Source organism: uncultured Sneathiella sp. (assembly GCF_963976355.1).
GTDB lineage: Bacteria > Pseudomonadota > Alphaproteobacteria > Sneathiellales > Sneathiellaceae > Sneathiella.
Genome location: NZ_CAXBKA010000006.1, coordinates 161,511 through 183,508 on the forward strand (window position 1 = coordinate 161,511; position 21,998 = coordinate 183,508).

Annotated in this window: 27 protein-coding genes; 9 read left to right on the forward strand and 18 right to left on the reverse strand. The window is 48.3% G+C overall.

Features of this window, described 5'->3' with window-relative positions; translation table 11 throughout:
- Nucleotides 1-256 precede the first annotated feature (256 nt).
- The 4 genes from AAC599_RS14740 (at nt 257) to AAC599_RS14755 (ending at nt 3,734) form a co-directional block, all read left to right on the forward strand.
- Nucleotides 257-1,144 carry a fatty acid desaturase gene (locus AAC599_RS14740; protein ID WP_340151162.1) on the forward strand — a complete coding sequence of 296 codons (888 nt, stop codon included), beginning with the start codon at nt 257-259 and terminating at the stop codon, nt 1,142-1,144.
- Nucleotides 1,145-1,216: 72 nt separating this feature from the next.
- Entirely contained in the window at nt 1,217-1,660 is a 444-nt protein-coding gene (locus tag AAC599_RS14745) for a MarR family transcriptional regulator (protein ID WP_340151163.1), read from the forward strand.
- 49 nt (nt 1,661-1,709) lie between these two features.
- Entirely contained in the window at nt 1,710-3,077 is a 1,368-nt protein-coding gene (locus AAC599_RS14750; RefSeq protein WP_340151164.1) for an MATE family efflux transporter, read from the forward strand.
- Nucleotides 3,078-3,143: 66 nt separating this feature from the next.
- On the forward strand, nt 3,144-3,734 hold the full coding sequence (locus AAC599_RS14755; RefSeq protein ID WP_340151165.1) for a LysE family transporter: 591 nt from the start codon (nt 3,144-3,146) through the stop codon (nt 3,732-3,734).
- Nucleotides 3,735-3,762: 28 nt separating this feature from the next.
- Here the strand turns inward: AAC599_RS14755 and AAC599_RS14760 are convergent, their stop codons facing one another.
- The 3 genes from AAC599_RS14760 to AAC599_RS14770 all read right to left on the reverse strand — a co-directional run bounded on the left by AAC599_RS14760 (nt 3,763) and on the right by AAC599_RS14770 (nt 6,195).
- Nucleotides 3,763-4,842: a DUF748 domain-containing protein gene (locus AAC599_RS14760; protein WP_340151166.1), complete on the reverse strand. Its 1,080-nt coding sequence runs from the start codon at nt 4,840-4,842 to the stop codon at nt 3,763-3,765.
- On the reverse strand, nt 4,839-5,711 hold the full coding sequence (locus tag AAC599_RS14765) for a YihY/virulence factor BrkB family protein (protein ID WP_340151167.1): 873 nt from the start codon (nt 5,709-5,711) through the stop codon (nt 4,839-4,841). The genes AAC599_RS14760 and AAC599_RS14765 overlap by 4 nt, the downstream gene beginning before the upstream one ends.
- 349 nt (nt 5,712-6,060) lie before the next feature.
- Complete coding sequence (locus tag AAC599_RS14770; protein WP_340151168.1) at nt 6,061-6,195, reverse strand: hypothetical protein; 135 nt, start codon at nt 6,193-6,195, stop codon at nt 6,061-6,063.
- 220 nt (nt 6,196-6,415) lie between these two features.
- On the opposite strand from AAC599_RS14770, the gene AAC599_RS14775 reads away from it, so the two are divergent.
- Both AAC599_RS14775 and AAC599_RS14780 read left to right on the forward strand, forming a co-directional pair.
- Entirely contained in the window at nt 6,416-6,691 is a 276-nt protein-coding gene (locus AAC599_RS14775) for a hypothetical protein (RefSeq protein ID WP_340151169.1), read from the forward strand.
- Nucleotides 6,681-7,193 (forward strand): MgtC/SapB family protein, encoded by a 513-nt coding sequence (locus AAC599_RS14780; protein WP_340151170.1) that lies wholly within the window; start codon nt 6,681-6,683, stop codon nt 7,191-7,193. The genes AAC599_RS14775 and AAC599_RS14780 overlap by 11 nt, the downstream gene beginning before the upstream one ends.
- 87 nt (nt 7,194-7,280) lie before the next feature.
- On the opposite strand, the gene AAC599_RS14785 is transcribed toward AAC599_RS14780, so the two are convergent.
- Together AAC599_RS14785 and AAC599_RS14790 are read right to left on the reverse strand one after the other, a co-directional pair.
- Nucleotides 7,281-7,487, reverse strand: coding sequence for a CsbD family protein (locus AAC599_RS14785; RefSeq protein ID WP_340151171.1), 207 nt, complete (start codon nt 7,485-7,487; stop codon nt 7,281-7,283).
- 29 nt (nt 7,488-7,516) lie between these two features.
- Nucleotides 7,517-8,350, reverse strand: coding sequence for a PRC-barrel domain-containing protein (locus AAC599_RS14790; protein WP_340151172.1), 834 nt, complete (start codon nt 8,348-8,350; stop codon nt 7,517-7,519).
- Nucleotides 8,351-8,499: 149 nt separating this feature from the next.
- Between AAC599_RS14790 and AAC599_RS14795 the strand changes: the two genes are divergently transcribed.
- Both AAC599_RS14795 and AAC599_RS14800 read left to right on the forward strand, forming a co-directional pair.
- Nucleotides 8,500-8,946 carry a PA2169 family four-helix-bundle protein gene (locus AAC599_RS14795; RefSeq protein ID WP_340151173.1) on the forward strand — a complete coding sequence of 149 codons (447 nt, stop codon included), beginning with the start codon at nt 8,500-8,502 and terminating at the stop codon, nt 8,944-8,946.
- A gap of 248 nt (nt 8,947-9,194) precedes the next feature.
- Complete coding sequence (locus AAC599_RS14800; RefSeq protein ID WP_340151174.1) at nt 9,195-10,223, forward strand: endonuclease/exonuclease/phosphatase family protein; 1,029 nt, start codon at nt 9,195-9,197, stop codon at nt 10,221-10,223.
- 6 nt (nt 10,224-10,229) lie between these two features.
- Here the strand turns inward: AAC599_RS14800 and AAC599_RS14805 are convergent, their stop codons facing one another.
- The 5 genes from AAC599_RS14805 to AAC599_RS14825 all read right to left on the reverse strand — a co-directional run bounded on the left by AAC599_RS14805 (nt 10,230) and on the right by AAC599_RS14825 (nt 12,424).
- Entirely contained in the window at nt 10,230-10,439 is a 210-nt protein-coding gene (locus AAC599_RS14805) for a hypothetical protein (RefSeq protein ID WP_340151175.1), read from the reverse strand.
- Nucleotides 10,440-10,695: 256 nt separating this feature from the next.
- The gene (locus tag AAC599_RS14810) at nt 10,696-10,845 is read right to left on the reverse strand and encodes an entericidin A/B family lipoprotein (protein WP_340151176.1); all 150 of its coding nucleotides are present in this window, start codon (nt 10,843-10,845) and stop codon (nt 10,696-10,698) included.
- A 64-nt stretch (nt 10,846-10,909) separates the two neighbouring features.
- A complete protein-coding gene (locus tag AAC599_RS14815; protein WP_340151177.1) occupies nt 10,910-11,344 on the reverse strand; it encodes a hypothetical protein in 435 nt (144 codons plus the stop codon).
- Nucleotides 11,345-11,347: 3 nt separating this feature from the next.
- Nucleotides 11,348-11,635: a hypothetical protein gene (locus tag AAC599_RS14820; RefSeq protein ID WP_340151178.1), complete on the reverse strand. Its 288-nt coding sequence runs from the start codon at nt 11,633-11,635 to the stop codon at nt 11,348-11,350.
- Between the two features lie 66 nt (nt 11,636-11,701).
- Nucleotides 11,702-12,424, reverse strand: a complete 723-nt coding sequence (locus AAC599_RS14825; protein ID WP_340151179.1) for a response regulator transcription factor — start codon at nt 12,422-12,424, stop codon at nt 11,702-11,704.
- A gap of 162 nt (nt 12,425-12,586) precedes the next feature.
- Here AAC599_RS14825 and AAC599_RS14830 point away from each other — a divergent pair, with 162 nt between their 5' ends.
- Nucleotides 12,587-13,069, forward strand: a complete 483-nt coding sequence (locus AAC599_RS14830; RefSeq protein WP_340151180.1) for a sigma-70 family RNA polymerase sigma factor — start codon at nt 12,587-12,589, stop codon at nt 13,067-13,069.
- A 24-nt stretch (nt 13,070-13,093) separates the two neighbouring features.
- Here AAC599_RS14830 and AAC599_RS14835 read toward each other — a convergent pair whose 3' ends face one another.
- From AAC599_RS14835 to AAC599_RS14870, 8 genes are all read right to left on the reverse strand, one after another.
- On the reverse strand, nt 13,094-14,935 hold the full coding sequence (locus AAC599_RS14835; protein ID WP_340151181.1) for an ATP-binding protein: 1,842 nt from the start codon (nt 14,933-14,935) through the stop codon (nt 13,094-13,096).
- A gap of 102 nt (nt 14,936-15,037) precedes the next feature.
- Entirely contained in the window at nt 15,038-15,214 is a 177-nt protein-coding gene (locus tag AAC599_RS14840; protein WP_293959444.1) for a DUF1328 domain-containing protein, read from the reverse strand.
- A gap of 359 nt (nt 15,215-15,573) precedes the next feature.
- Nucleotides 15,574-16,524: a hypothetical protein gene (locus AAC599_RS14845; RefSeq protein ID WP_340151182.1), complete on the reverse strand. Its 951-nt coding sequence runs from the start codon at nt 16,522-16,524 to the stop codon at nt 15,574-15,576.
- Complete coding sequence (locus tag AAC599_RS14850; protein WP_340151183.1) at nt 16,521-17,540, reverse strand: vWA domain-containing protein; 1,020 nt, start codon at nt 17,538-17,540, stop codon at nt 16,521-16,523. Before AAC599_RS14850 ends, AAC599_RS14845 begins: the two co-directional genes overlap by 4 nt.
- Nucleotides 17,541-17,598: 58 nt before the next feature.
- Nucleotides 17,599-18,375 (reverse strand): MotA/TolQ/ExbB proton channel family protein, encoded by a 777-nt coding sequence (locus AAC599_RS14855; RefSeq protein ID WP_340151184.1) that lies wholly within the window; start codon nt 18,373-18,375, stop codon nt 17,599-17,601.
- The gene (locus AAC599_RS14860; RefSeq protein WP_293959436.1) at nt 18,376-18,525 is read right to left on the reverse strand and encodes a hypothetical protein; all 150 of its coding nucleotides are present in this window, start codon (nt 18,523-18,525) and stop codon (nt 18,376-18,378) included.
- Entirely contained in the window at nt 18,522-20,534 is a 2,013-nt protein-coding gene (locus tag AAC599_RS14865) for an SUMF1/EgtB/PvdO family nonheme iron enzyme (protein WP_340151185.1), read from the reverse strand. The genes AAC599_RS14860 and AAC599_RS14865 overlap by 4 nt, the downstream gene beginning before the upstream one ends.
- Entirely contained in the window at nt 20,521-21,993 is a 1,473-nt protein-coding gene (locus AAC599_RS14870) for a hypothetical protein (RefSeq protein ID WP_340151186.1), read from the reverse strand. Before AAC599_RS14870 ends, AAC599_RS14865 begins: the two co-directional genes overlap by 14 nt.
- Nucleotides 21,994-21,998 lie beyond the last annotated feature (5 nt).

Genomic DNA, 21,998 nt, shown 5'->3' on the forward strand with positions numbered 1-21,998 from the left:
CATCTTGATATTTTAACAATTGAAGTATATAGTCGTGCATATCTTTTAATATGAGAAGTCTTGACTAATTTCCAGTTTTTCCGGGCAGGGACGGGATGCGCCGTCTACCAACAAATCGCTCTCCGACATTGACGCTAGCAGAAAATTCGATCGTAAGTGGTTCGAAGTTGCGCGGACGTTTGCCCGTCCGGACGCGAAAAGCGGGGTACTCCAATTACTGACAACCGTTGTTGCGCTTGTCTCGCTTTGGACCGCCATGATCATTATTGTGGATGATGCTTACTGGCTCGCACTTTTGCTTGCTATTCCCACTGCAGCCTTTACCGTACGGCTTTTTATTATCCAGCATGATTGCGGGCATCATTCCTTCTTTCGATCTCCCCGCTGGAATGACATGATCGGCCGCCTGATCGGGATTGTTACTTTGACACCACATGAATATTGGCGGCGTTCACACAATACTCATCATGCAACCTGTGGCAATCTAGAGAAACGGGGTATCGGCGATGTCAGCTTGTTGACCGTCGCCGAGTATCAGGCTCTGGGCCGCTGGGGGCGTCTTGCCTACCGGATATATCGAATGCCCGTCGTCATTCTCGGAATTGGCCCTATCTATCTTTTTGTCTTTAAATACAGGTTGCCTCTCGATCTCATTCGCCAGCGTCCGGCATTGCTGATTGGTATTATGGGGACTAATCTCGGAATTGCCGCCATGCTGTTAACGCTTGGCTTCAGTTTCGGTTTTGTTGATATCCTCATGGTGCAGATTCCCGTAGTAATCCTCTCATCGACGGCCGGAGTCTGGTTGTTCTATGTTCAACATCAATTCGAGCGTACTTACTGGCGAAATAAAGAAGACTGGAATATTCACGAAGCCTCAGTGATGGCGAGCAGCCATTATGATTTACCACAGCCGCTCCGCTGGTTTTCCGGCAATATTGGCATTCACCATATTCATCATCTCTCCTGTCGCATCCCCAATTATCGATTAAGTGCCTGCCTGGCCGAGATTCCGGGGCTCAAGTCCCTAAACCGCATCGGCATTCGCGACAGCCTTGCCTGCCTGCGGCTGGCATTATGGGATGAAAATACGCAACGCCTTATTTCCTTTAAGTGCCTTCGAAAGCTGACCTCAACGACATAGTTATTTCGAGTATTTGCGCTGGGTCGACATTCACGCCTTGAAATTAGATGCATATGCAGATAAATAGTCTGAATGATCAACAGCTCAAAGATTGAGACAACACCTGCCTGTATTTGCCTCCGCTTCCGCAAGGCCGCGCGGCGGGTGAGCCAGATTTATGACCAGCATCTTGAACCCTATGGGATTACCATTACCCAATATGGGCTGCTCGGTCATATACGCCGGTTTGAAGGAATAAGTGTTGGCGCGCTCGCGGAGAAGCTGGTGATGGATCCCACAACCCTCACCCGGAACCTGCGGCCGTTGGAACGCAAAGGGTTTGTCCTTATGATACCTGATGAGAAAGACCGCCGGAGTCGTAACTTGAGCTTGACGACATCCGGATATGAAGCGCTTGTTGCCGCCCGCCCGGGATGGGATACCGCTCAGGAAAAAATCGGAAATGTCCTTGGGTTCGATACCAATAAGCTGATGATCGATACCATTGATCAAATGATCGAAGATCTCAGGGAGTAATTTTTTTGCCCAATTATCTGCATATACAGCTAAAAATCAGGAATTCCCAATGACACAGGAGAGTATGGTCAGCACGAAAACAATAGTTCCAAAGGGCAATCCGCTCCTTAACGCACCAATTTTGGGAACGCTGGCCCGCCTCAGTATTCCCAACGTCATCGCCATGCTCGCCACGTCACTTGTCGCAGTGGCGGAGACAGCCTATGCCGGACAGCTTGGCACGCCCGCATTGGCGGGGCTGGCACTGGTTTTCCCTATGGTCATGCTGCAGCAAATGCTGTCTGCAGGTGCCATGGGTGGCGGTGTTTCCTCCTCAATCAGCCGGGCGCTCGGCGCTGGAAGCGAAGCCCGTGCGGCCCGCCTTGCCCTTCATGCTTTACTCATTGGCGCGTTGGCAGGGCTTTTCTTCTGTGCGCTCTTTCTCCTGTTTGGAATGCCTATCTACAGCATGCTGGGTGGGGATGGCGTTGTGCTGATGGAGGCACTGGCATACTCAAACATTGTATTCTTCGGCGCCTTTGGAGTTTGGATGACCAACACGCTCGCCTCCATCATTCGCGGAGGCGGAGACATGAAAACACCCTCGATTACCCTGCTGATCGTCGCGGTGTCGCAATTTCTGCTGGCCGGCGCCTTCAGTCTCGGATGGGGTCCTTTCCCTGCCCTCGGCATGGCCGGAATCGGCATTGGCCTGGTGATTGCATTCAGTGTCTCAACAGTGTTCCTGTTCTGGTATCTGCTGTCCGGCCGGGCCCGTATTACACTCTCATTCAATGATTTGCAGCTGCAGGCCGAGATGTTTCGCGACATCCTGAAGGTCGGCGCGATTTCCTGCATTTCCCCGCTTCAAACCGTTCTGACCATCCTGATCCTCACCCGCCTCATCTCCGAATTCGGGGTGGAGGCATTGGCAGGATACGGAATTGGCGCGCGGCTGGAATTTCTTGTTGTCCCTATCGCCTTTGCCATTGGTGTTGCCTGTGTTCCCATGGTCGGCATGGCCATAGGTGCGGGTAATGCTGCCAGAGCCCGCCAGGTCGCCTGGACGGGCGGCATCTGTGCGGGGCTGTCTATTGGGCTGATCGGAATTGTTGTCGCGCTTTTCCCGAATATCTGGTCCGGCATGTTTACAAACGTTCCTGCAGTATTAGACTCCGCTGGATTATATTTCGCCTGGGTCGGACCTTTTTATGGCCTCCTCGGCCTTGGCCTCTGCCTTTATTTTTCGTCACAAGGGGCGGGCAAAGTTATTGGTCCCGTCGTCGCGGGAACTGCTCGTTTGGTGATCGTTGCAATCGGAGGTATCCTTCTTGCGACAGGCAATGCGCCCAACTGGTCTATTTTCGCTTTGATTGGCGCCGCGATGGCAATTTATGGTGCAGGAACAGCATTCTCTGTATATCGTGCCCGCTGGTGACCGGTAACAACATTCGGTACCACAGTCGACCTATTCCGGTCAGACTGACCAAGCGGAGCCGTATGTATGATTACCTTTGCCTTTGCCATCCTGTTTCTGATTATCACACCCGGACCCGGTGTTTTATCGACAGCCGGAGTTGGTTCCGCATTCGGACGGACGGCAGGCATTCGCTATGTAACCGGGCTTTTTGTCGGAAATAACCTTGTCGCCATTGCTGTAGTATCCGGACTAGCCACAGTGGTCTTGGCCATTCCAATGGTCCGAAATATCCTGTTTGCCCTCTCCGCACTTTATCTATTGTTTCTTGCCTTCAGGATTGCCACTGCGGGCGCAAAGATTGCTTTTATAGAGTCAAGCCGCGAACCGGGTATATGGGCCGGCATTACTCTCCAGCTGATCAATCCGAAAGCCTATGCCGTCAACACGGCAATCTTCAGTGGCTTCCCTTTCATGCCCGATGCCCTATTCTTGGAGACAGTGCTGAAGTTTACTATCCTGAATGCAATCTGGATCCCGACGCATCTGCTTTGGCTCGCAACCGGAATCCTGATCCAGCGCCTTGAGCTGGCACCGCATATCCAGTTTCGCATCAATCTGCTGATGGCGGGCGCGATGCTGCTGGTGGTCGCCCTCGCCGTCTACGCGCAATTCTGAACGGCGACCCTAATCCGAACAGTTGTAATCATTCCTCTTTCTCGATCGCATCCTGAAAATTAATCGTCCCGTCCTCATTCTTCGTAAACGCCTTTTCAAACGCATTTGAAAAAATACTGATGAATGCCGACCATAAATCACTTTCCGGATCATTTAGGTTCCCCTCGATTGGAACACGGAGGGCAAACTGATCTTTAGGCTGGTTTTCGAACAACTCCACAAAACCCGACAGCAGTGCTTCCCATAGCGCATTGAGCGGGTTTTCATCCTTCTCGATACCCACCATTTTCACATCCGTTGCGACCAGCTTTATGTATCCCTTCACCTTCCCATCCGCCGCGGCCAGCTCGCTGAATATACCGATCCTCCCGCCTTCAAAATCGACCGCAGCATAGGCGCGTCCGTAATCGTTAAAGGCAGTGAGATCGGCCTCGTTCAACTCCAATGTCGTATCGAAATCCGGTATTTCCCTAAAAATGTTGAGGCGTCCGTCAAAGCTGAGCGCCCCGCCGCCAATAGAAGTTCCGGATATCTTAACACGGGACGGAAGCGGTGTTTCCCTGTCGGTTACGTTTCGAAGATTGCTGACTGTCGCATCAATATTCTCCACGAAGAGATTGATATTAGGCTCAGCGGTATAGTCGATATAGGCCACCCGGCCGCTATGAACCGCAAGGCGGTTTATGCTGAAAGGCGACAAGGCATCCACGAATTCAAGCCATCCGCCGCCCTCACCCGTCTGCGTCTTGGAGAAATTCATGTTGGCCTCATAAATATCGATTTCCGCGACCACAGCCCCCTCCAGAAGGGCTTTCCACTCAATGGATAAATCAATAGTTCGCGCGGCGGCGAAAGGAACATCCAGCCCGTTTTCCTGCTTTCGAATTTCAAGCGTATGAATTTTATAGGCACCGCGCCATAGGTTGAGATCAATATCCTCTATGCCCCCGCGATACCCATCGAGAAGCGCAATCTGCGTGTTCACGTAATCCTTGACCCAGAGCGGTAGATACAGGCGCCCCGCAACCAGCAATGTCGCAATCACAATCACAGCAATGATAGTTATCTTTCGCTTGGGATGGGATTTGAACATAGCTTGCCCTTTCACCGACTCTTCTTGGCAATACCGCCCATTCTGATCTCGCGGGCTTTGTCTTCTTGCGTATAGGTCCGGGAAAATTCGGCGCCAATCAGCAAAATCAGGCAGGAATAGGAGACCCAAAGCATCACCAGAATTATCGACCCGGCGGCGCCGAAGCTGGATGCAGGCTCTGCCATCTTGAAATAGAAATTCAAGGCATATTCACCGATAGAGAAGAGTATCGCAGATATCACCCCGCCATAGAATGCGACATTCCATTCCACATGCGCGTCCGGCAGTATTTTGAAAATCAGAGCAAAAAGGGTGACAATAATACAAAACGAAAAAGCAGTATTGAAAATGAGAAGTCCCTGCGCCCAATCCGGGGAAAACTGTGTCGCGAACCAATCACTGAAAATCGTGAAAAAAGCTGTAAAGGACAGGGAAATGAGCAATAGGAACCCGACGATCAAAATGAGGCCGAACGAGATGAGGCGACTTTTCAGGAACACCCACCATCCTGCTTTCTGACTTAATTCCACGCCCCAAATGTAATTCAAGGACCGTTGCAACTGAGCAAACAGTCCCGTAGCACCAAATATCAGTGTCGCAACACCCGCAATCATGGCCCAGAGATCTCTATCTCTTTGCTGGGTTTCCTCAACAATTTGCTTGATGCTCAGGGAAACATCCCGACCCAGCATGTTGCCGATATATCCAAGAATTTCCGTCTCCACCCGTTGCTGGTCAAAGAAAACGGCAGCCACCGCCATCACAATGATCAAAAGGCCTGGCAGCGAGAAAATAGCGTAATAGGCTGCAGCGGCACTTTGCGTAAACGGATCATCGCTCAACCAGTTCTGAAAGGATTTGTAAAGGGTGGTGATAAAGAACAATATTCTGCTCCAGTATCGCGGTTAAGTCTGATCCCCGGCTTCGTTCGAAAAATTTCAAATCCCAACGGATGAAATTGAAACATTACGCAGACCGGAGGTCAGAATTATTGCCGCTCCCATCATTACCTGGTGGCAATGATGTACACGGCATGGATGATGCCGGGTATGTAGCCAAAAATTGTTAGCAGCACATTTATCCAGAAATGTTTGCCTAACCCGACCTCAAAAAAGACGCCGAGCGGCGGCAAGATCACAGCAAGTATGATCTTAAGTACGTCGCTCAGCAGACTGTCGCTTGTTCTAACTAAAGGCATGTTTCGTCATCCCAAGCTGAAAGTCTCCAATTCGATTAAGTAGCATCATCAATTTCGTCCGTTACTTCTTCAATTGCCTCGCCCACCGGACTTTCATCCTCACAGGCACTAAGAGCCAGCGGGGCGGCAACAAGAACGAAACCCATCAACATCATCTTCAAGGCTTTCATAACTTTTCTCCTCTCATCAAAAATACGCATAACAAACGCCGGTAATCGCATTTGGTTCCCAGATTTAATTGTTCGGTAGAGCCACGTTGAATTTTTAAGGACATTCAGACGATCTTAGAAAACCGCATAACAACTCATGAAACCTCAAACTCCCGCCAATGGGAACCATCGAAAGGCTCGATTGTTGGTTTAGCCGGTTACTTAATGAAAGGAAGATGACATGAGCGAAGTACGTCCATCTCTGGAGGAAATCTTGAAGGATCCTTCCGCTGCTTTTAATTCACCTCGAGATGTCGTTGATGATCCAAAGCTGAGCGATCAAGATAAGAGCGAAATCCTGAAAATCTGGAAGGAAGATGCGGAAGCCCTCATCCGTGCCGAATCCGAGAATATGAAAAGTGCACACCGCACCTCACCTGCACCCGAATTGCTTGCCGAGATTTCGAACATCCAGATCGAATTTGAGGAAGGGCGAAAGAACAACAATGATAGCTGATCTGACAGGTGAACTTGCATATCTGTCCTGGCAAGAGCTCTTGCTGCGTGTCGGGATGGCTATGCTGTTCGGATTAATATTGGGGCTTGAGCGCGATACAAAGAACAAGCCGATAGACTTTAGGGCATACATGATTGTTTCAGTGACAACATGCGTTCTCGCCATTCTCGGACAAGAGATCTATTCCGACTTTTCCGATGCCAGCAAAATTATGAGGGTCGATATCGCCAATATAATTGCTGGTGTTATGACAGGCATTGGTTTTCTGGGCGCCGGGGCCATTATACGTCGCGATAACAGCCGGGTTATCGGCACGGCAACCGGAGCCAGCATCTGGGCAGCAGGCGGAATAGGACTTACGATCGGATTCGGATTTTACAGTCTGGGTATTGTTTCATTCTTCGCAATAGGACTTATCATGCTCGCTGGCGGCATCGTAAGAGCCAAATTGTCCGGCATAGATGATAAGGAAATCAGAGATGAGGAACGGCGAGAGCAATAACGAATGAGATGCTGGTTCTCGGGAACAGAGAGTTTTGAGCAAAAAAAGCGCCGCAATCAGATGCGGCGCTTTCTTTCTGGGTACCTCTTAGGAGGCAATGTCCCTTTCAAATTTATTCAGCATGTCCTCCGCTTCTTCGCGGGCCACACCGTATTTTTCCTGTAGACGACCGAGAAAAATTTCCCGGTCGCCATCTATCTGATCCAGATCATCATCGGTCAGTTTGCCCCAGGTTTTTTGGGCTTCACCTTTGATCTGTTTCCATTTTCCTTTAAGGATATCTTCGTTTAACATAGTGCATCCTTTCCGTGTTGTTGCGAGGCCTAGTTGGTAGACGAGGACTTGTAGTTAGAAATCAGTGACGCTTTCTTGGCTGTCAGCTGGTATTCATAGTCGTCTTCGACCTGAACAACTTTCGCTGTGTCATAAGGAAGACTCAGCTCTTCACCGCCAAGGCCGAGAATTTTATCGACGCCAACAATGAGCTGGCTCGCCTTACCGTCCTTGAACGTGATGTCTTCAACATCACCCATGGATTCGCCTTCAACATTAACAAGCTTGGCGTCGAGAAGTTTTTCAACGCTATAACCTGATGACGGGATCATGCGCACCTGATCACTTGAAGCGTCGTCCTTCTCATAAGTGAATTCGGTCGCACGCTCGATTGCATCTTCTGATATAGGCATGATGACATCACCATCTGCATTCATGCGAACCATGCTGTCATAATCAAATGCCGCGAGCTTACCCATGCCGAAGAAATCGCCATCACCAATAACGATCAGGACTGCTTTACCGTCCTGATCCAAGATGACATCCTGAATAACGCCGACACGTTCCTCTGCGGAATTATATGCAGGCTCGCCAATGATGTTCGTTGCCATCGTACGAGGGTCGACCTGAACATCCTTAATGTCGAGCATGTCGTCTTTCTCATTGAAGACAAACTCCTTCATGTCCCTGTAAGCCTCTTTCGTGGCCTCAGTGGTTTCTTTAGCTGTTTCCTTTACAGCCTCCTTGGTTTTATCCCAGCCTTCCTTGACTTCCTGCGTCACTTCCTTGGTTGTACTGTCTTCCGTTTTTGCCGTCTCGGCAAAGGCCGGGGCAGCGCTCATAAGCGCAATGATAGAAGCTGTTGCTAAAATCTTGGTTTTCATAATTCGCTCCTTTAGTGGTCTCGAAAAGTAACCTTGCACAGGACGAACGAGCGGTTTGGGAAAAGGTTCCTCATATTTCGGAACCTTTTATTTTTACCTGTGTTGGTAACCACGCAGGCACTTGGGAACTCGGAAAGGAGACGGAGACCATGCAAAAAAGTATGATCAAAATGCTCAACGGTCTCGTAAATCGTTGTGAGGACGCACGGGAGTTCTATACCAGCGCCGCGCGCCAGACGAAAAATGAAGAATTGAAAGATATTTTCCGGAAAATGGCATCGACACGCGAAAGCATCATTATAAATTTGAAGACTCACGCGAACTCTCTAGCCAGCGAACTTGACGACGGCGGCACTCTTTCAGGCCAGGCATCAAATATTTTCAAACTTCTGAAGGCCCGAGTTGGCAACACAGACATATCGCTAGTCACGGAGTTGGAAGCCGCAGAGAATAAAACTCTGAAAGAATTTCAAAATGCACTTGAGAGCAATCCGCCCGAAACAACTCGCAGTCTGATAGAACGACAGATGCGTATCCTGACTCAAACACACAACCACATGAAATATATGAAAGAAAAATTGAATAAAGCCGCCTGAGTTCTAAAAATACATTTGTTTTTTTAATTAAATTGAATGATCCCGAATTAAAGAATAAGCAGTATTTAACTCTCGCCAAAAATGTAAAATTACCAGAAACAATAACGTTGGCATACGCTAAGGTGTAAAATAGACTTCGGTATATTGTTACCTGAGCCGCTCATGCAAACCAGCTTATTTTAAAGGTTGTCCTAATGGCATGTTTTTTGTTGGGTACTCTCGCCACGCTTTGTCTCGTGGCCAGTTTGATGCCCTTTGTGCCGGCAGCACATGGGATTTTCCGAATTTTCGACTTCTGCCGACTGCAAATTGCCGCAATCTCTGCAGTGACCCTAATCCTGACGCCTGTGCTTTTACCTTTAAATATTTACTCTTCTGCATTTGTCGGAATGTCGGTTGTTACGATAGTCATCCAGCTTTGTTATATCATTCGATTTACGCCATTATGGCGCAAGCAATCTGCTAATTACGATCCGGGCCACCAAAACGCAGCAACTTTCAGTTTGCTGGTATGCAACGTCAAACAAGGGAATGACGATCATTTCCGTCTGGCCAGCCTGATAGAAAAGCATGATCCCGATATCGTTGTTCTCATGGAAACCGATCAAGCCTGGCTCGACTCTCTGGCCCTCGTTCTTGATCGATATGAATATGATTTAAGCTGTCCACAGGATAATAGCTATGGAATGCATTTGTCGTCACGGCTGAAAATACTAAAGGGCGATATTAAATTTCTTCTGAACGAGAAAATTCCGAGTTTTCATTGTCTCCTTGAAATTGAAAACGGTCATACTTTTGAAATGATCTCTATACATCCCGATCCGCCGATTCCGCACGACGATACAATTGGTCGGGACGCAGAGATCTTGCTGGCTGGTAAATTGGCAGCGAAAAGACACCACCCGATGATAATTACCGGCGATCTGAATGATGTCGCCTGGTCAGAAACCACTCGGCGCTTCCTTAGGATTTCCAGATTACTGGATCCACGGCAGGGTCGCGGTATGTATAATACCTTTGACGCCCGCGTTCCCATCTTGAGATGGCCGCTGGACCATATTTTTCACTCTGAAGAATTTGAACTTGTATCGATTAGCCGCGAGCCGGCCGTAGGATCAGATCACTTTCCGATGTTTTATGAATTTTCCCTGGTGTATGAAAATGGCAACTCACTCCCGGACGAACCCACCGAAGAAGATATAGAGGATGCAAATTCATTAATTAGCACTGAGAAAAATCGGTCTCGAAAACCGGTCGGGGAAGACTGGGAAGACTGATAAACCCTACCTCCCTTCCGGAATACTCGCTTCGGCAACACGTTTTGCAACTTCTATGTCATTGGATACGCCGCTCGCCACGATTGTTCCATGATAAACAACAGCCCATTTCCATGAGTCAACCGGTTGATCACATTCCCAATCCTGTTTTTGCTTTTCAACCATTAGCTCATAGTCACCAGCATCCGCACATATCTTTTGGGCTTCCCACTGCATTATTCAGTTACCTCAACATAATTTTTTCGCGGTCAGAAATAGTAAGTGCGTCAACAACAAACATGGCGGAACCACTGCTCGAACAGATATATGCCAGAGTGCACCAATGGAATGTGTCTCACCTGTGAATCCAAAGCAGCGTAGCATGTATCTAATTGTTAATCATCCGCTCAGGCAAGGAAAAACCGCCTTAAAAGGCGGTTTTATATTTCAAAATTTGTATCCCCTGAAGAGAAAGTCTCTTCAGATTTTCTGGTTAGTCATCTGCTTCTTCTTGTATGGCTTTACCAGCCTTTTCAATGTCCTTACCAGCTCCTTCCATTGTTTCACAAGCAGTCAGCGAAAGCGCGGACATCGTAAAAAGTGCCAATACAAAATACCGAAGTTGTTTTTGAATCGTAAGCATTTATCTGTCCTTTCAATAGGCCCGATTATCAGAAATACCAACAAAAGATCGACCGAAAAGTTCCCTATTTGTTGAGATATTTAGCCGCGGCGAACCCAGCTATTCCGGCGAGGACCAACGTCGTTTTCGGGTTACCGTTGATTGATTTTTCAAACTCCTCACCCGCCACGGATGCCGCAACCGCCATCATTTGCGAAATCTCGTCCGCTTGTGGCTGTTCTTTTGGCTTTGATCTCACCGCAAAATAGGCAATCACGGCAATTATAAGGCATACCAAAATGACGGTACCTGCGGTTGCCAAAGCTGCAAGATGAAGAGATGTGTAAAGGCTCATCCAGCTATAAAAAGACAATGCCAAGAAGAAAAGCGCGATAAACGACAACGCGGCGGTCAGCGCTATTGCTGTTATCCCGATTGCACCACGCTGCAAAATCTCAGATTTCCGCGGCAGCAAACTGTCAGAGATAACTTGCTGCAAAATTTGGAATAAAGGATTCACGGATTAGCTCCGGTTACGAAGCAACATACTCGCGAGAAAGCCCGCAGCAAAAGCAATCGCAATGCTTTGTCCTGGCTTCTCTCTCACATGATCTTCAATGTGGTGAAGCCCGTCCTGACCGCGGTCCTTCAGTTCGCCCAGTTTTTCTTTGGTTCTAGCACTGAGTTTCTCCGCCCCTTCGACGCCATCTCTCTTCAAGCTGGCGGTCAGCTCGGATACATGGCTTTTCAAGGACGCGAGATCTTCTTTTAGTTCATTGATTTCAGGATAGGAATCAGCTGCTTTGGTCATTATAAAACTCCGTTTTGATCGTGTATATCCTGCGACAAACGAACAGACCAAAAAAGAGTTCCAAGATTAATCGGGAGGGGAAAACATATATCCCACACCACGCATGGTTTTTATAATGCGCGTTCCGTCATCTCCAAGTTTTTTGCGGATACGGCCAATCTGTATGTCGATCGCGCGATCATAGGAATCATACTCACCATCCCGCGTCAGCTCAAAAAGCCGCTCCCGGCTAAGTGTCCGGTTTGGTGCCATGACCAGAGCTTCCAATAGCTGAAATTCTCCAATCGTCATATCTAGTGAATTGCGATTACCGTCGAAAACCTGAAATTGGTCCCGATCCAAGGTAAATTCGCCGAAGTTTAGATTTTTCTTCGAATCGGGCTCCTGCTCTTTTAGTTGTGCAGAAGACGCCGAGATTTTCTCTTCGACACGCCTCAAGGACGCCTTTATGCGTGCCTTTAGTTCTCGTAGTTCGAAAGGTTTGGTTAGATAATCATCTGCCCCCATTTCAAGGCATATGACTTTTTCCGTTGTATCATTTTTTCCGCTGACAACGATAACAGGAGCCTGAGTATGCTGACGGATCACAGGAATCAGACTGGTGCCGTCGGTATCGGACAGGACAAGATCCAGCAAAATGATGTCAGGTTGTTCTTTAGATAATTTTTCCGGCAGTTCCGAACCGTCCTTCATAGAGACAAAAGAATAGCCCTCACCTTGCAGGTAAACTTCCAAAACAACCTGAAGCCCTGCGTCATCGTCAACTGACAGCACAACCCCCTTACTCATCACATTAATTCCTTATTACATTGTCCAAAATACTTATAAGGCCAGTTACGAAATTGATACAAATTTTTTCAAAAATATTACAAAGCCGAAAAACCGACGATACAGACGCTGCATACCTTTATTGCAAGTTCAATGACGCAATAGCAATAAGGAAGACAGCAAATGTTCAACAATCAGGATCTGACAACCGAAATGCCCGGTCTGAGAAATTTTGCGCGCCGCCTGACGAAAAATCACCATGAGGCGGATGATCTTCTTCAGTATACCCTTTTGCGGGCAATGGAAAAGAAACATTTGTTTCAGGAAAATACAGACCTGTTCAAATGGACGTCTAAAATTATGTACAACCACTTTGCGTCGGATTATCGTCGCAAGGTCAAGTATGAAACTAAATATGATCCAGAAAGCTATCTTGAAAATGAATCAATCGATGCACCTCAGGAAAAGCAGCTCGAATTGAATTCAGTAAATGAAGCGATGAAAAAGCTCTCATTTACCCATCAAGAAATCCTCGTCATGATCTGCGTACAGGGAATGAGCTATCAAGAGGTTGCCGATTGCCTGGAGATCGCAGTGGGCACCGTTCGTTCCCGCCTTTCAAGAGCGCGGGAGCATCTACAGGAACTCTTGGACCCACTTGACTAATCAGGTAAATCCGGAAAACCCGGATTACAGATCCGGGTTTCTTATTTCCGCAAAGCTATTACCGCTCATATATTTAACAACAGTTGCTTTCAATTCAATTTCATCAATTGGTTTGGGTAAATATGTATCCATACCTGCAGCCAAGCATTTGGCCTTGTCCCCCACCATGGCATGAGCTGTCATTCCGACAATTGGAGTACGGCTTGTATCCGTTTCTTCTTCTATACTCCTGATGAGCCGGGTGCTGGAAAAACCATCCATTTCCGGCATCTGGATATCCATCAGAATCAACCCATAATGATTTTCCTTCCATTGATTAACTGCCTCTAGCCCGGTTCTCGCGACATCAAACTTTATGTCCATATCTTCCAAGATATGGCCCAGCACAGTAATGTTCCCTTCATAGTCTTCGACAAGTAGCGCCTTTGGTGTGCCTTCGATTTGAGCTTTCAGTTCATCAATCCGCTTTTTCCTGAGAGCTTCATTCTGGGCTTCATCCCTGGATAATTCATCTTTTGGCGCAACAAACGGGACGATCAGGGAGAACACAGAACCTTTTCCAGTCACGCTTTTAACTTCGATACTTCCACCCATCAATCCCGCAAGCTTCTTGGAAATCGGAAGCCCTAACCCCGTTCCTCCGAATTTTCGTGAGATGCCGGAATCCGCCTGCTTAAAGCGTTCAAAGATCAGATCAATCTGACTCTCTTCAATTCCAACGCCTGTATCTTCGATATCTATTCGCAAAACTGAAATGTCGCCAAAATCCTCCTTGGCTGCCTTGACGTGCACATGGCCATTCTCGGTAAATTTGACCGCATTCCCGATCAGGTTGATCAGGATTTGCCTAAGCCGAACCGGATCGCCGTAAAACTGTTGCCCATCCAACCCCTTATATGAAAATACAAAATCAAGGTTCTTTTCTTTCATACGAACGGACATGACGCTGGTTATATGTTCAAATACCTCTTGTAAATTGAACATCAACTCCTCCAGCTCAAGTTCACCGCTTTCGATTTTCGAAAAATCCAGTATGTCGGAAATAATATCTTTCAAGCTTATTGAGCTGAAATTCAGTACTTTTGCAAGCTTCTGCTTTTTGTCATCCAGCTCATGAGCATGCTCGTTCAGAATTCCAGCGGCCCCGGTAATCGCTGTCAAAGGTGTGCGGATTTCGTGACTCATATGGGCAAGAAATTCACTCTTGGCTTCATTTGCCTCTTCAGCGCGCAAAATTGCGTCCTGAAGCGTCATTTCATACTCTTTCGTAGCACTAACATCCGTAAGCGCACTAACAAATCTTAACGGCTGTAATTTGTGGTTCCGTATTAGAATTCCCTGAGCCTTTACCCAGACCAAGCGGCCTGATTTATGGCACATGCGAAATGTGGTTGAGTATTCTGATAACTTACTGCTGATATAAAGACTGATATGGTTCCAGACGGTTTTCCTATCATCCGGATCGAGTTTGTCCGAAAAATCACCTATGGTTCCTTTGAACCCTTCCGACCCATATCCCAGCATTTCCATGAACTGATCGGAAAAGAAAACCTCACCGGATTTAATATCCCAGTCAATAATACCATCCTTTGTGCCTTCAACGGCCAGACGAAACATCTCTTCTTCGGATATTTGATTGGCTGAAAATTTTTGGAGCGCCCGCTTGAGAACGAGGAAGCTTATGAAAAAACCTAACAGAAAAGTTGCAAAGGAAACGGAGGCCAACAACCATATATCATTCAGGTCAGTTATTTTCCCTGAAGTTATTGGAAGTGCAATGGTCAGCAGGAGAGCCAAACAGACTAAAAACCCTGTCGACAAAGTGACCATATAGGTCACGAAGATTTTGTTGCTCAGGAACTTCATCTATGAAACTTACTAGACTGGATCCTGTACGACCAACAAAAAACGGCACTTCCGTTGAAGCGCCGCTTTATGATTTTTGCAAAATTTCTGCTTTCCTGATATTCACAGTGGTGGCCTGCGTCCCCGAACGAAGTGAATAATTGCCGTCACGACAAACAGTACGATGAACACAATAAACAGAATTTGTGCAATCTCAGCAGATACTGCGGCGACCCCACCAAAGCCCAATACTGCGGCAATGAGTGCAACCACCAGAAATGTAATAGCCCAACCAAGCATCAGCTCTCTCCTTAATTTTTTCCGTTGCAGACATACCAACGAGAGAGTGAAGATAAAGTTCCATGGAACTAAATATCAACGAAATCCATTTATTACATTAGGAGCGCTAAAAAATGGCGCGTTATAAAATCCCAACTTCCTATTTATAGCAGCGTTACGGATAGCATGACGTATAGTAATTTTGAAGAAACCGATATTCAGGCTTATGTAGATAATATGTTGGAACCCCGGGATGCCGACCGCATAAAGAAAATCATAAATCACAATCCTGAGGCAAAACGGCAATATCTCAAGCTGTTACAGCAGAACCAGTTGCTGAGGACCTGGTGGCAAAAGTCGATGAATTAACAGCGCGAGTTTTAGTTTTTTGGAAGTGCCAGGAATGTACCATCATTTCTTTTGGTCACCTCCCTCATCAACACGCCAAATCGCCCCGAAACACCCTGTGAAATAAAGCCGACTGCATGGACTCTGGCAAGAGGTTTTCCCGTCAGTTTGTTGGTATTCAGGATTTGCAATCGGTCTATGACATCGTTGTAGGAACCACCCGTATAATCATCTCCAAAAATGTAAATCGAGAGTTTTATGTTCGGGCGGGCGTACTTCTTGAGCGCCACTTCCAGACCTTCTACTGGGCTACTATTGGAATTACTGCGCCAGCCAGCGAACGCCTTAAATACATTGTCGCGTCGGCTGGCTGTGTCCGGAATCCATTTTCCGTTATAGGAGGAGATTAAATGCACACCGTTGTCATTTAATATCTGAAAGCCTTTCACTTGGGGATGGATAGCGAGTACATTTTTCATCTCCGCCATGACCCTGTTCCAAATCCTCTGCATACTTCCGGATGTATCGACAATGAATAGTATATAATCACTGTCCACCGGAATTCCCCCAACTTCATCATCTCGCTTTTGCACATTCATCTGCGGTCGTATGCTGGCCCGATTAAGAGATTCTTCTACGAGTTCGAGGCCTTCCAAGTCATCTTCCGCCTTTTGATCGGCGGCAGCGGCGGCGCTTTTCTTTTCTGCCAGTAGTGCGCGTTCATTCTGAAGTTTATCCAGCAATCTGGATTGGCTTTCAATCCGCCCCTTTCGTTGCTCCGCTTCCTGCTCCAGAACGCCGACATTGCGTTCAACTTCGGTAATCATCGCCAGGACTTCCTTAGCTTCCTCAAGCGTTGCGTTGTTCACGTCCTCTCCTGTCTTGGAGACAAGTATCAACAGGACAACTGCGCCGAACCCGCAGGAGATCAGATCGAGAAAGGAAAGGCTAAAAAGCTCGAATGTGCGATTGCGTCGCTTCATGGCCAGTTTTCCGCAGGGCTTATGAGCAGCCCTCCTGTCGCATATGTCCATGACCAATAAGACGGTGCAGCGCCTGGATCCCCCTCAAGAGGGAGCAGTATAACGTTTACCGGCACCCCGGCCTGCACGCCGTAGTTTCTGACTGTATACTCGAAGAGTTTCCGTCGGCATTCCCCGGTTATAATGGAGGATTTTCCGAACAGAGATGTGCAGCTAGCAAACGGATTTAGGCTTCCGTAGTTTGAATTGCCTTCCGTCGGCAAGCCATCAGTAACGACATAGTAATTCGTGGGCAGGTCGGATTTCTGCTTGGCCACCTGCAGTGCTGCCTCCAGGTTCGTAGCGTTTGTCGGCACGACATTGTCGATTGACGAGAAGACATGTTGTACCGAACTTGCATCCGATCCTCTAAACCAGACAGACGGCCCGATTGGAAAAGCTGTTTCATTAAACCCGATGAATACAGCGTTCGAGGTTTTGGGTATCCTGTTCGCAAGCCATTTTACGATCCTTTGCGTTCGCTTCCATTTCGGCCCATTCATTTTGTCGTGATCCGTCCCGGATTTGCGCTTGATGATATCAATCAGGTTTTCATCCGTCATCGATGCGCTGATATCAATCAGAAAGGCTATTCGCCGGCCTTCGACCTTGAGGCCAAGCAGATATTCTTCTTCTCCCCCTTGATCAGATTGAACGACATCTGCTTTCTGCGCCGGCGGACTTTTAAGAATACGTTCCTTCAGAGTATCCAATTCAGCTATTTTTTCACGGGTCGTTTCCTCGGTTGCCGCGACCTCTTCCTCAAGCGCGCGGGTCTCTCCCGCAAGTGTAGAGATATCAGCTTCGATTTTTGCTTCTTCGTTCTTCTGCTGATCGAGAAGCGCCTTGAGTTTCCCTTCCTGTTCCTGACGAAGCGTCAAATCCGCCCTCAGATCATCAAGGTCAATGGGGGTATCTTCAGGCTGCAGTTTCAGCAAAATCAAAATCAAAACCGCAGCGCCAAGGCCGCAGGCCATGATGTCCAGAAAAGAAAGATTAAATCCTTCAGTTGCGCGACGCTTTCTCAGACTGCACCTATTTGCTGATACGGTTCAGGAGGAATTTCTCGCAATAGGCCTGGGTCTTGATCAGCTGCCCGTCCTGAAGTCCTTGTAGAATATGCAGCATCAACATCAAAAATATCGACAGGACTAAGGCTACCAGCGTCGAATTAAATGCGACGCCAAGACTGTCCGTCATCAATGTAATATCACCGGCAAGCGCCTCATCCGCCTGCGACAATGCGGCGCCAATGCCTCTTACGGTCCCGATGAAGCCAATTGAAGGGATAGCCCAAATGACATAACGGATCATTGTATTCTCTGATTCCTGACGCATGGCCAAAGCATCGATACTGAGCGAAATGGCTTCGGACGTGCTGTGCACATCATCTGTCATCAGATAGCGGCGGATGCTCGACAGAAGCGTTTGTACGACCGGAGACGCCGTGAATTTCTCCGGCAGCTTTTCAATTTCCGTCATCGTTTTTCTTAACGTATCTTTCTCATCGCCGAGGTCATTTTCTTCACTGATGAGCCCGACATAATCAATCTTGTCGAGATGGGACTCGTTCCAGAGGCCCCAGAATTTCCCGGCCATCAAGAACAGGCACCAAAGCGCCAATGTCACGCACGCCTGTTGCTCCCCGTCTTTCAGAATTACCGAAATAACCTGAGGTGCCGCGGTTCCGGCTGCTTGCGCCTCAGCGACCAGTCTTTCCGCACTTGGTGTAATGAAACCAGCGTAGATCAGCTGCACGAAGACGATACAAACAGCCAGCAAGACCGTTGCTATAATAACTTTCCTGATCATCTAGATATCCACTGGAAAAGAAACGGGGGAGTTGAGGTTGATTTCCGCTCCTCCGCTCTGGGCAATGGCATATTGCAATGTCAGAGCACCAAAAATCGCAACTATCCCGACAATGATCCATCTGGTCTTATGTTTAAGCCATGTGTTCATTTTACTTCTCCATATAAAAACCGTCCCACCCGGAAGCCCACCGTGTCCGACCCCTCTGTCCCGGAGCCACGATAAGCGGGCCGAAGTTCCGTCAGGGTTCCGCTGGACCAGTTCGCCCCCTTGAACATATGCTGATCGCCCTGCTGGCGGCCGAGAGGGTCTTGCAAGACCGCGTCATTCGCAGGTGGTACCAGGCTGTAATAATCATGAACCCACTCCGAGACATTGCCAAAGATATCATGAAGCCCTGCGTTATCTTTGGCGAAACTTTTTACCGGTGCAACTCCGGCGTGACCATCCACATAATTGGGAACATAGAAGCGGGTCTTTCCATTGGCCGACTCATCGGCAATATTCCCCGCGTCTTTCGGAATGACAGGGTCATCCCCCCAAGGAAAGCGCGTCTGCTTGATACGTCCGGCTTTTCGTGCCAGCCACTCCCATTCTGCTTCTGTCAGCAATCGGTATCCATCAGCATTCGGAGCGAACCCCCGATAGCGATCGCCATCGAATTTATAAAACGGGCTTAGTTCCTCTTTCTTGCTTAGCCAGTTGCAATATTGCGCGGCTTGATCCCAGGATACATTCGAGATCGGCAACGCGCCCGAACCGCTATATGAGCGGCTTGTATCAAACAAAGCGAACTGTGCCTGCGTGACTTCTGTGCTTGCAGCATAGAAATGACGCGTCAATTCCACGGCCCGGATAAATTCGTTGGCCCGCTGACCACTCTCCGATCTTGGTGCCCCCAATGTGACATTGCCCGGCTGGAACAACACCATTTCCATATCGACGGAGTTAACATATTTCGGTTTTGCTTCGGCAAGCTGAGCCGCCTTTTCCGTCTGCAGCGTCACATCAATCCGCTGAGGGGACGCGGCGGAAGGAACAACGGATTTGATAATCGTTCGATATCCCTGCCGCACGATCGAAATCTTGTGCGTGAAGGAGGGCAGGCGAAGCGACAGTGGCGTGTTCCCGACGGCCTTCCCGTCAATATAGACAGCCGCTTCAGGGCTGGACGTAATTTGAACGTCCCCAATGTTGAGTTTCAGGTTGAAGGAGATTTCCGCTTCCTCCGCCGGTTTCAGCAAAATCTCCCGCTCTTCCGACGTATAGCCTTTCTTTCGGTAGTTAAGATAATAGCGCTTATTCGGTGCGAGTTTCTGCCGTCCGTCCGCCGATATGGATTTGCCATTCAATGATAACTCCCCCCCTGCCGGGGATACGCTCACGTCGACATATGCAGGTTGCGGCTGCAATTGATAGTGGCGGGATAAAGTACGATCCTTATTTGTAATCTCAACTTCATCCGTTATCGGCAGATACCCCTCTTTTTCAATCGTGACGAAGTATTTGCCCGCAGGTCTTTTCACCGCAACTGGGTATTCTGCAACCTTTTCCCCATCGAAATTCAGATCCGCTCCTTCCGGCGTCACATTAAGCTCCACCTGCCCTTCAATCCTTGTCAAGGAAATCTCGCGGGTTTCCGTTTGCCCTCTTCCAAGTTCAAACTGAACGGTCTCTGGTTCGTAATACGGATGCTCCAGCTCGACTTCATATGTCCCTGGCTCCAATTTTTGATCCAGCGATGTCGACAAAGGCAAGGCCTTCCCATTTAGTTTCCAGGCAACATCATCATTTATGTCCATAACAGTCAGCACAAGCCGGGCCTGCAATTCCTGCATTTCAATCAGGGCTGTCTTGCCCTCTTCGTCACTTCCGATAGCCCTGCTGACGGGTTCAAACCCTTCCGAGGTCACGTTTAGGACGGGTTGGCGGGATAATGAAAATAAGGTGCCTTCCACGTAGATAGCGGCACCGCTCTCAACCGATATATCTGCATTGACTGCCGCCGGCTCCGGCGCGATCTCAATGACAGTTGCCTTTAACAAGACGAAACCAACAACCAGAAGAGTGCCGACAAACGAGAAAAACGCCAGCACGCCGATTACAGCAATTTGCTGGCGCTTTGCTGCGAGTTCGATCTGACGTTTAAATTCGCTCATCTGTTATGACTTCAACCTCGACCACAGTATCATCAGGATCAATCGTAATCGGCACCAGCTTCGTTTTGAAGCCCTCTCTTTTCCCTTCAAGGACGTAGGAGCCCGGTTTCAGGCGGATTTTATAGCTGGATACCTGACCGACCCGACCAACCCCTTTAACCGAGACAGACGTGAGCTCATCGGAGAAGATCAATATATCAATCTGACGGTTCCACCGCTCGATTTCATCGCTTAGACTGCTCGCTTCCCTCTGCAAACTTCCGCTGAGCGCCCCGAGAACTTCAGAGTTTTGCAATGCATCAAGCGCATCAGACTTGACAGAGTCGTTCGAAAGTCGCTCAGGACTGGCCATAAATGCCGCAATCTGCTGCTTTTTAGCAAGGATGCTCCGGGATATCTCCAGGCCATCCCGTGCGTCCTTGCTGTTAGGATAGATTGCCGACGCGTTTTCATATTCTCGTTGGGCGGCCTGCCAGTCATCAGCTTCCATTGCCCTGCCACCTCTTTGCATAAAATTATCAAAAGCTATTCTTTGTTTCAGGGCAATGGCCATGCCGGCGAGATTTTTAGTCTCTTCTCTGTCTGGGAAGATGGATTTCGCCTCACTATGCGCTGCCTGCAGGGCGGATAAATCGTTTTCCCTATTTGCATCCAGCCCCCGTACGATACTTTCTTCAAACCGGCGTTCCGTAAGGAGAGTTTCTATTTCCGTTATTCGCGAGCGATAAAAGCTGCGATCCGGGTCAAGCGCTACAATCTGTTCCGAGAAGCGCTTTTCTGCTTCCAGATTATTTTCCGTACGGGCAACGGCAGCTTGCCTGATAAGTTCAAGAACTATTGGAAGAGCCTCTATTTTTTCTTTTAGACCGAGGGCTTCTTGACTTGTATTGTTTAGCGACAACGCATAATCGATGTATGCCCTTGCTCCCTGAACATCGTCGCTGTCAAAACTTGCCGCAGCGTCCGCCATTGCAGTATCGAACGCCATTTCAAAATCCCCGACGGCAACACTCGCCGACTCGATCAGGCGAATGACCTGCTTATAGGCCGCATCGACCGTCCCACTTGCCAATTTACCGACAACATCATCTTTGAGTGCAATCAGATCTGCCTGTAGGGTTTTATTCCAGATCGCAAAGCCCTCCGTTAGAACGATGGACTCCAGCGTCTGTTCATATCGCCCGATTAGGGTGATGACTTCTTCACGCTCGTATGTTTGGGTTGCTGTCGGCTCTTTCTTTTCGGATGATCCCGATTTTTCTGAAGGATCGTTCTCCACCTTCTCGACTGGGGTGGTCATTTGCGTCGATGTCTCGTCCTTGCCTTTAAACGGTGAGCCTGTTGAAATGAAAATAAGCGCGATGACCAGAACCAGTCCAATAACGGTGGAAATCAAAGCGAATATGAAGAGTGTCTGCCTGGACTGCGCGGCCGCTTCTTCAAGTTTTTTTTCGAACATTATCG

Bases quoted from the DNA above. Each gene is read 5' to 3' on its own strand.
- AAC599_RS14740 (WP_340151162.1), top strand. From the start codon at position 257: ATGATCATTATTGTGGATGATGCTTACTGGCTCGCACTTTTGCTTGCT.
- AAC599_RS14745 (WP_340151163.1), top strand. From the start codon at position 1,217: ATGATCAACAGCTCAAAGATTGAGACAACACCTGCCTGTATTTGCCTC.
- AAC599_RS14750 (WP_340151164.1), top strand. From the start codon at position 1,710: ATGACACAGGAGAGTATGGTCAGCACGAAAACAATAGTTCCAAAGGGC.
- AAC599_RS14755 (WP_340151165.1), top strand. From the start codon at position 3,144: ATGATTACCTTTGCCTTTGCCATCCTGTTTCTGATTATCACACCCGGA.
- AAC599_RS14770 (WP_340151168.1), bottom strand. From the start codon at position 6,195: ATGAAAGCCTTGAAGATGATGTTGATGGGTTTCGTTCTTGTTGCCGCC.
- AAC599_RS14775 (WP_340151169.1), top strand. From the start codon at position 6,416: ATGAGCGAAGTACGTCCATCTCTGGAGGAAATCTTGAAGGATCCTTCC.
- AAC599_RS14780 (WP_340151170.1), top strand. From the start codon at position 6,681: ATGATAGCTGATCTGACAGGTGAACTTGCATATCTGTCCTGGCAAGAG.
- AAC599_RS14785 (WP_340151171.1), bottom strand. From the start codon at position 7,487: ATGTTAAACGAAGATATCCTTAAAGGAAAATGGAAACAGATCAAAGGT.
- AAC599_RS14790 (WP_340151172.1), bottom strand. From the start codon at position 8,350: ATGAAAACCAAGATTTTAGCAACAGCTTCTATCATTGCGCTTATGAGC.
- AAC599_RS14795 (WP_340151173.1), top strand. From the start codon at position 8,500: ATGCAAAAAAGTATGATCAAAATGCTCAACGGTCTCGTAAATCGTTGT.
- AAC599_RS14800 (WP_340151174.1), top strand. From the start codon at position 9,195: ATGCCCTTTGTGCCGGCAGCACATGGGATTTTCCGAATTTTCGACTTC.
- AAC599_RS14805 (WP_340151175.1), bottom strand. From the start codon at position 10,439: ATGCAGTGGGAAGCCCAAAAGATATGTGCGGATGCTGGTGACTATGAG.
- AAC599_RS14810 (WP_340151176.1), bottom strand. From the start codon at position 10,845: ATGCTTACGATTCAAAAACAACTTCGGTATTTTGTATTGGCACTTTTT.
- AAC599_RS14820 (WP_340151178.1), bottom strand. From the start codon at position 11,635: ATGACCAAAGCAGCTGATTCCTATCCTGAAATCAATGAACTAAAAGAA.
- AAC599_RS14825 (WP_340151179.1), bottom strand. From the start codon at position 12,424: ATGAGTAAGGGGGTTGTGCTGTCAGTTGACGATGACGCAGGGCTTCAG.
- AAC599_RS14830 (WP_340151180.1), top strand. From the start codon at position 12,587: ATGTTCAACAATCAGGATCTGACAACCGAAATGCCCGGTCTGAGAAAT.
- AAC599_RS14835 (WP_340151181.1), bottom strand. From the start codon at position 14,935: ATGAAGTTCCTGAGCAACAAAATCTTCGTGACCTATATGGTCACTTTG.
- AAC599_RS14840 (WP_293959444.1), bottom strand. From the start codon at position 15,214: ATGCTTGGTTGGGCTATTACATTTCTGGTGGTTGCACTCATTGCCGCA.
- AAC599_RS14845 (WP_340151182.1), bottom strand. From the start codon at position 16,524: ATGAAGCGACGCAATCGCACATTCGAGCTTTTTAGCCTTTCCTTTCTC.
- AAC599_RS14850 (WP_340151183.1), bottom strand. From the start codon at position 17,540: ATGGCCTGCGGCCTTGGCGCTGCGGTTTTGATTTTGATTTTGCTGAAA.
- AAC599_RS14855 (WP_340151184.1), bottom strand. From the start codon at position 18,375: ATGATCAGGAAAGTTATTATAGCAACGGTCTTGCTGGCTGTTTGTATC.
- AAC599_RS14860 (WP_293959436.1), bottom strand. From the start codon at position 18,525: ATGAACACATGGCTTAAACATAAGACCAGATGGATCATTGTCGGGATA.
- AAC599_RS14865 (WP_340151185.1), bottom strand. From the start codon at position 20,534: ATGAGCGAATTTAAACGTCAGATCGAACTCGCAGCAAAGCGCCAGCAA.
- AAC599_RS14870 (WP_340151186.1), bottom strand. From the start codon at position 21,993: ATGTTCGAAAAAAAACTTGAAGAAGCGGCCGCGCAGTCCAGGCAGACA.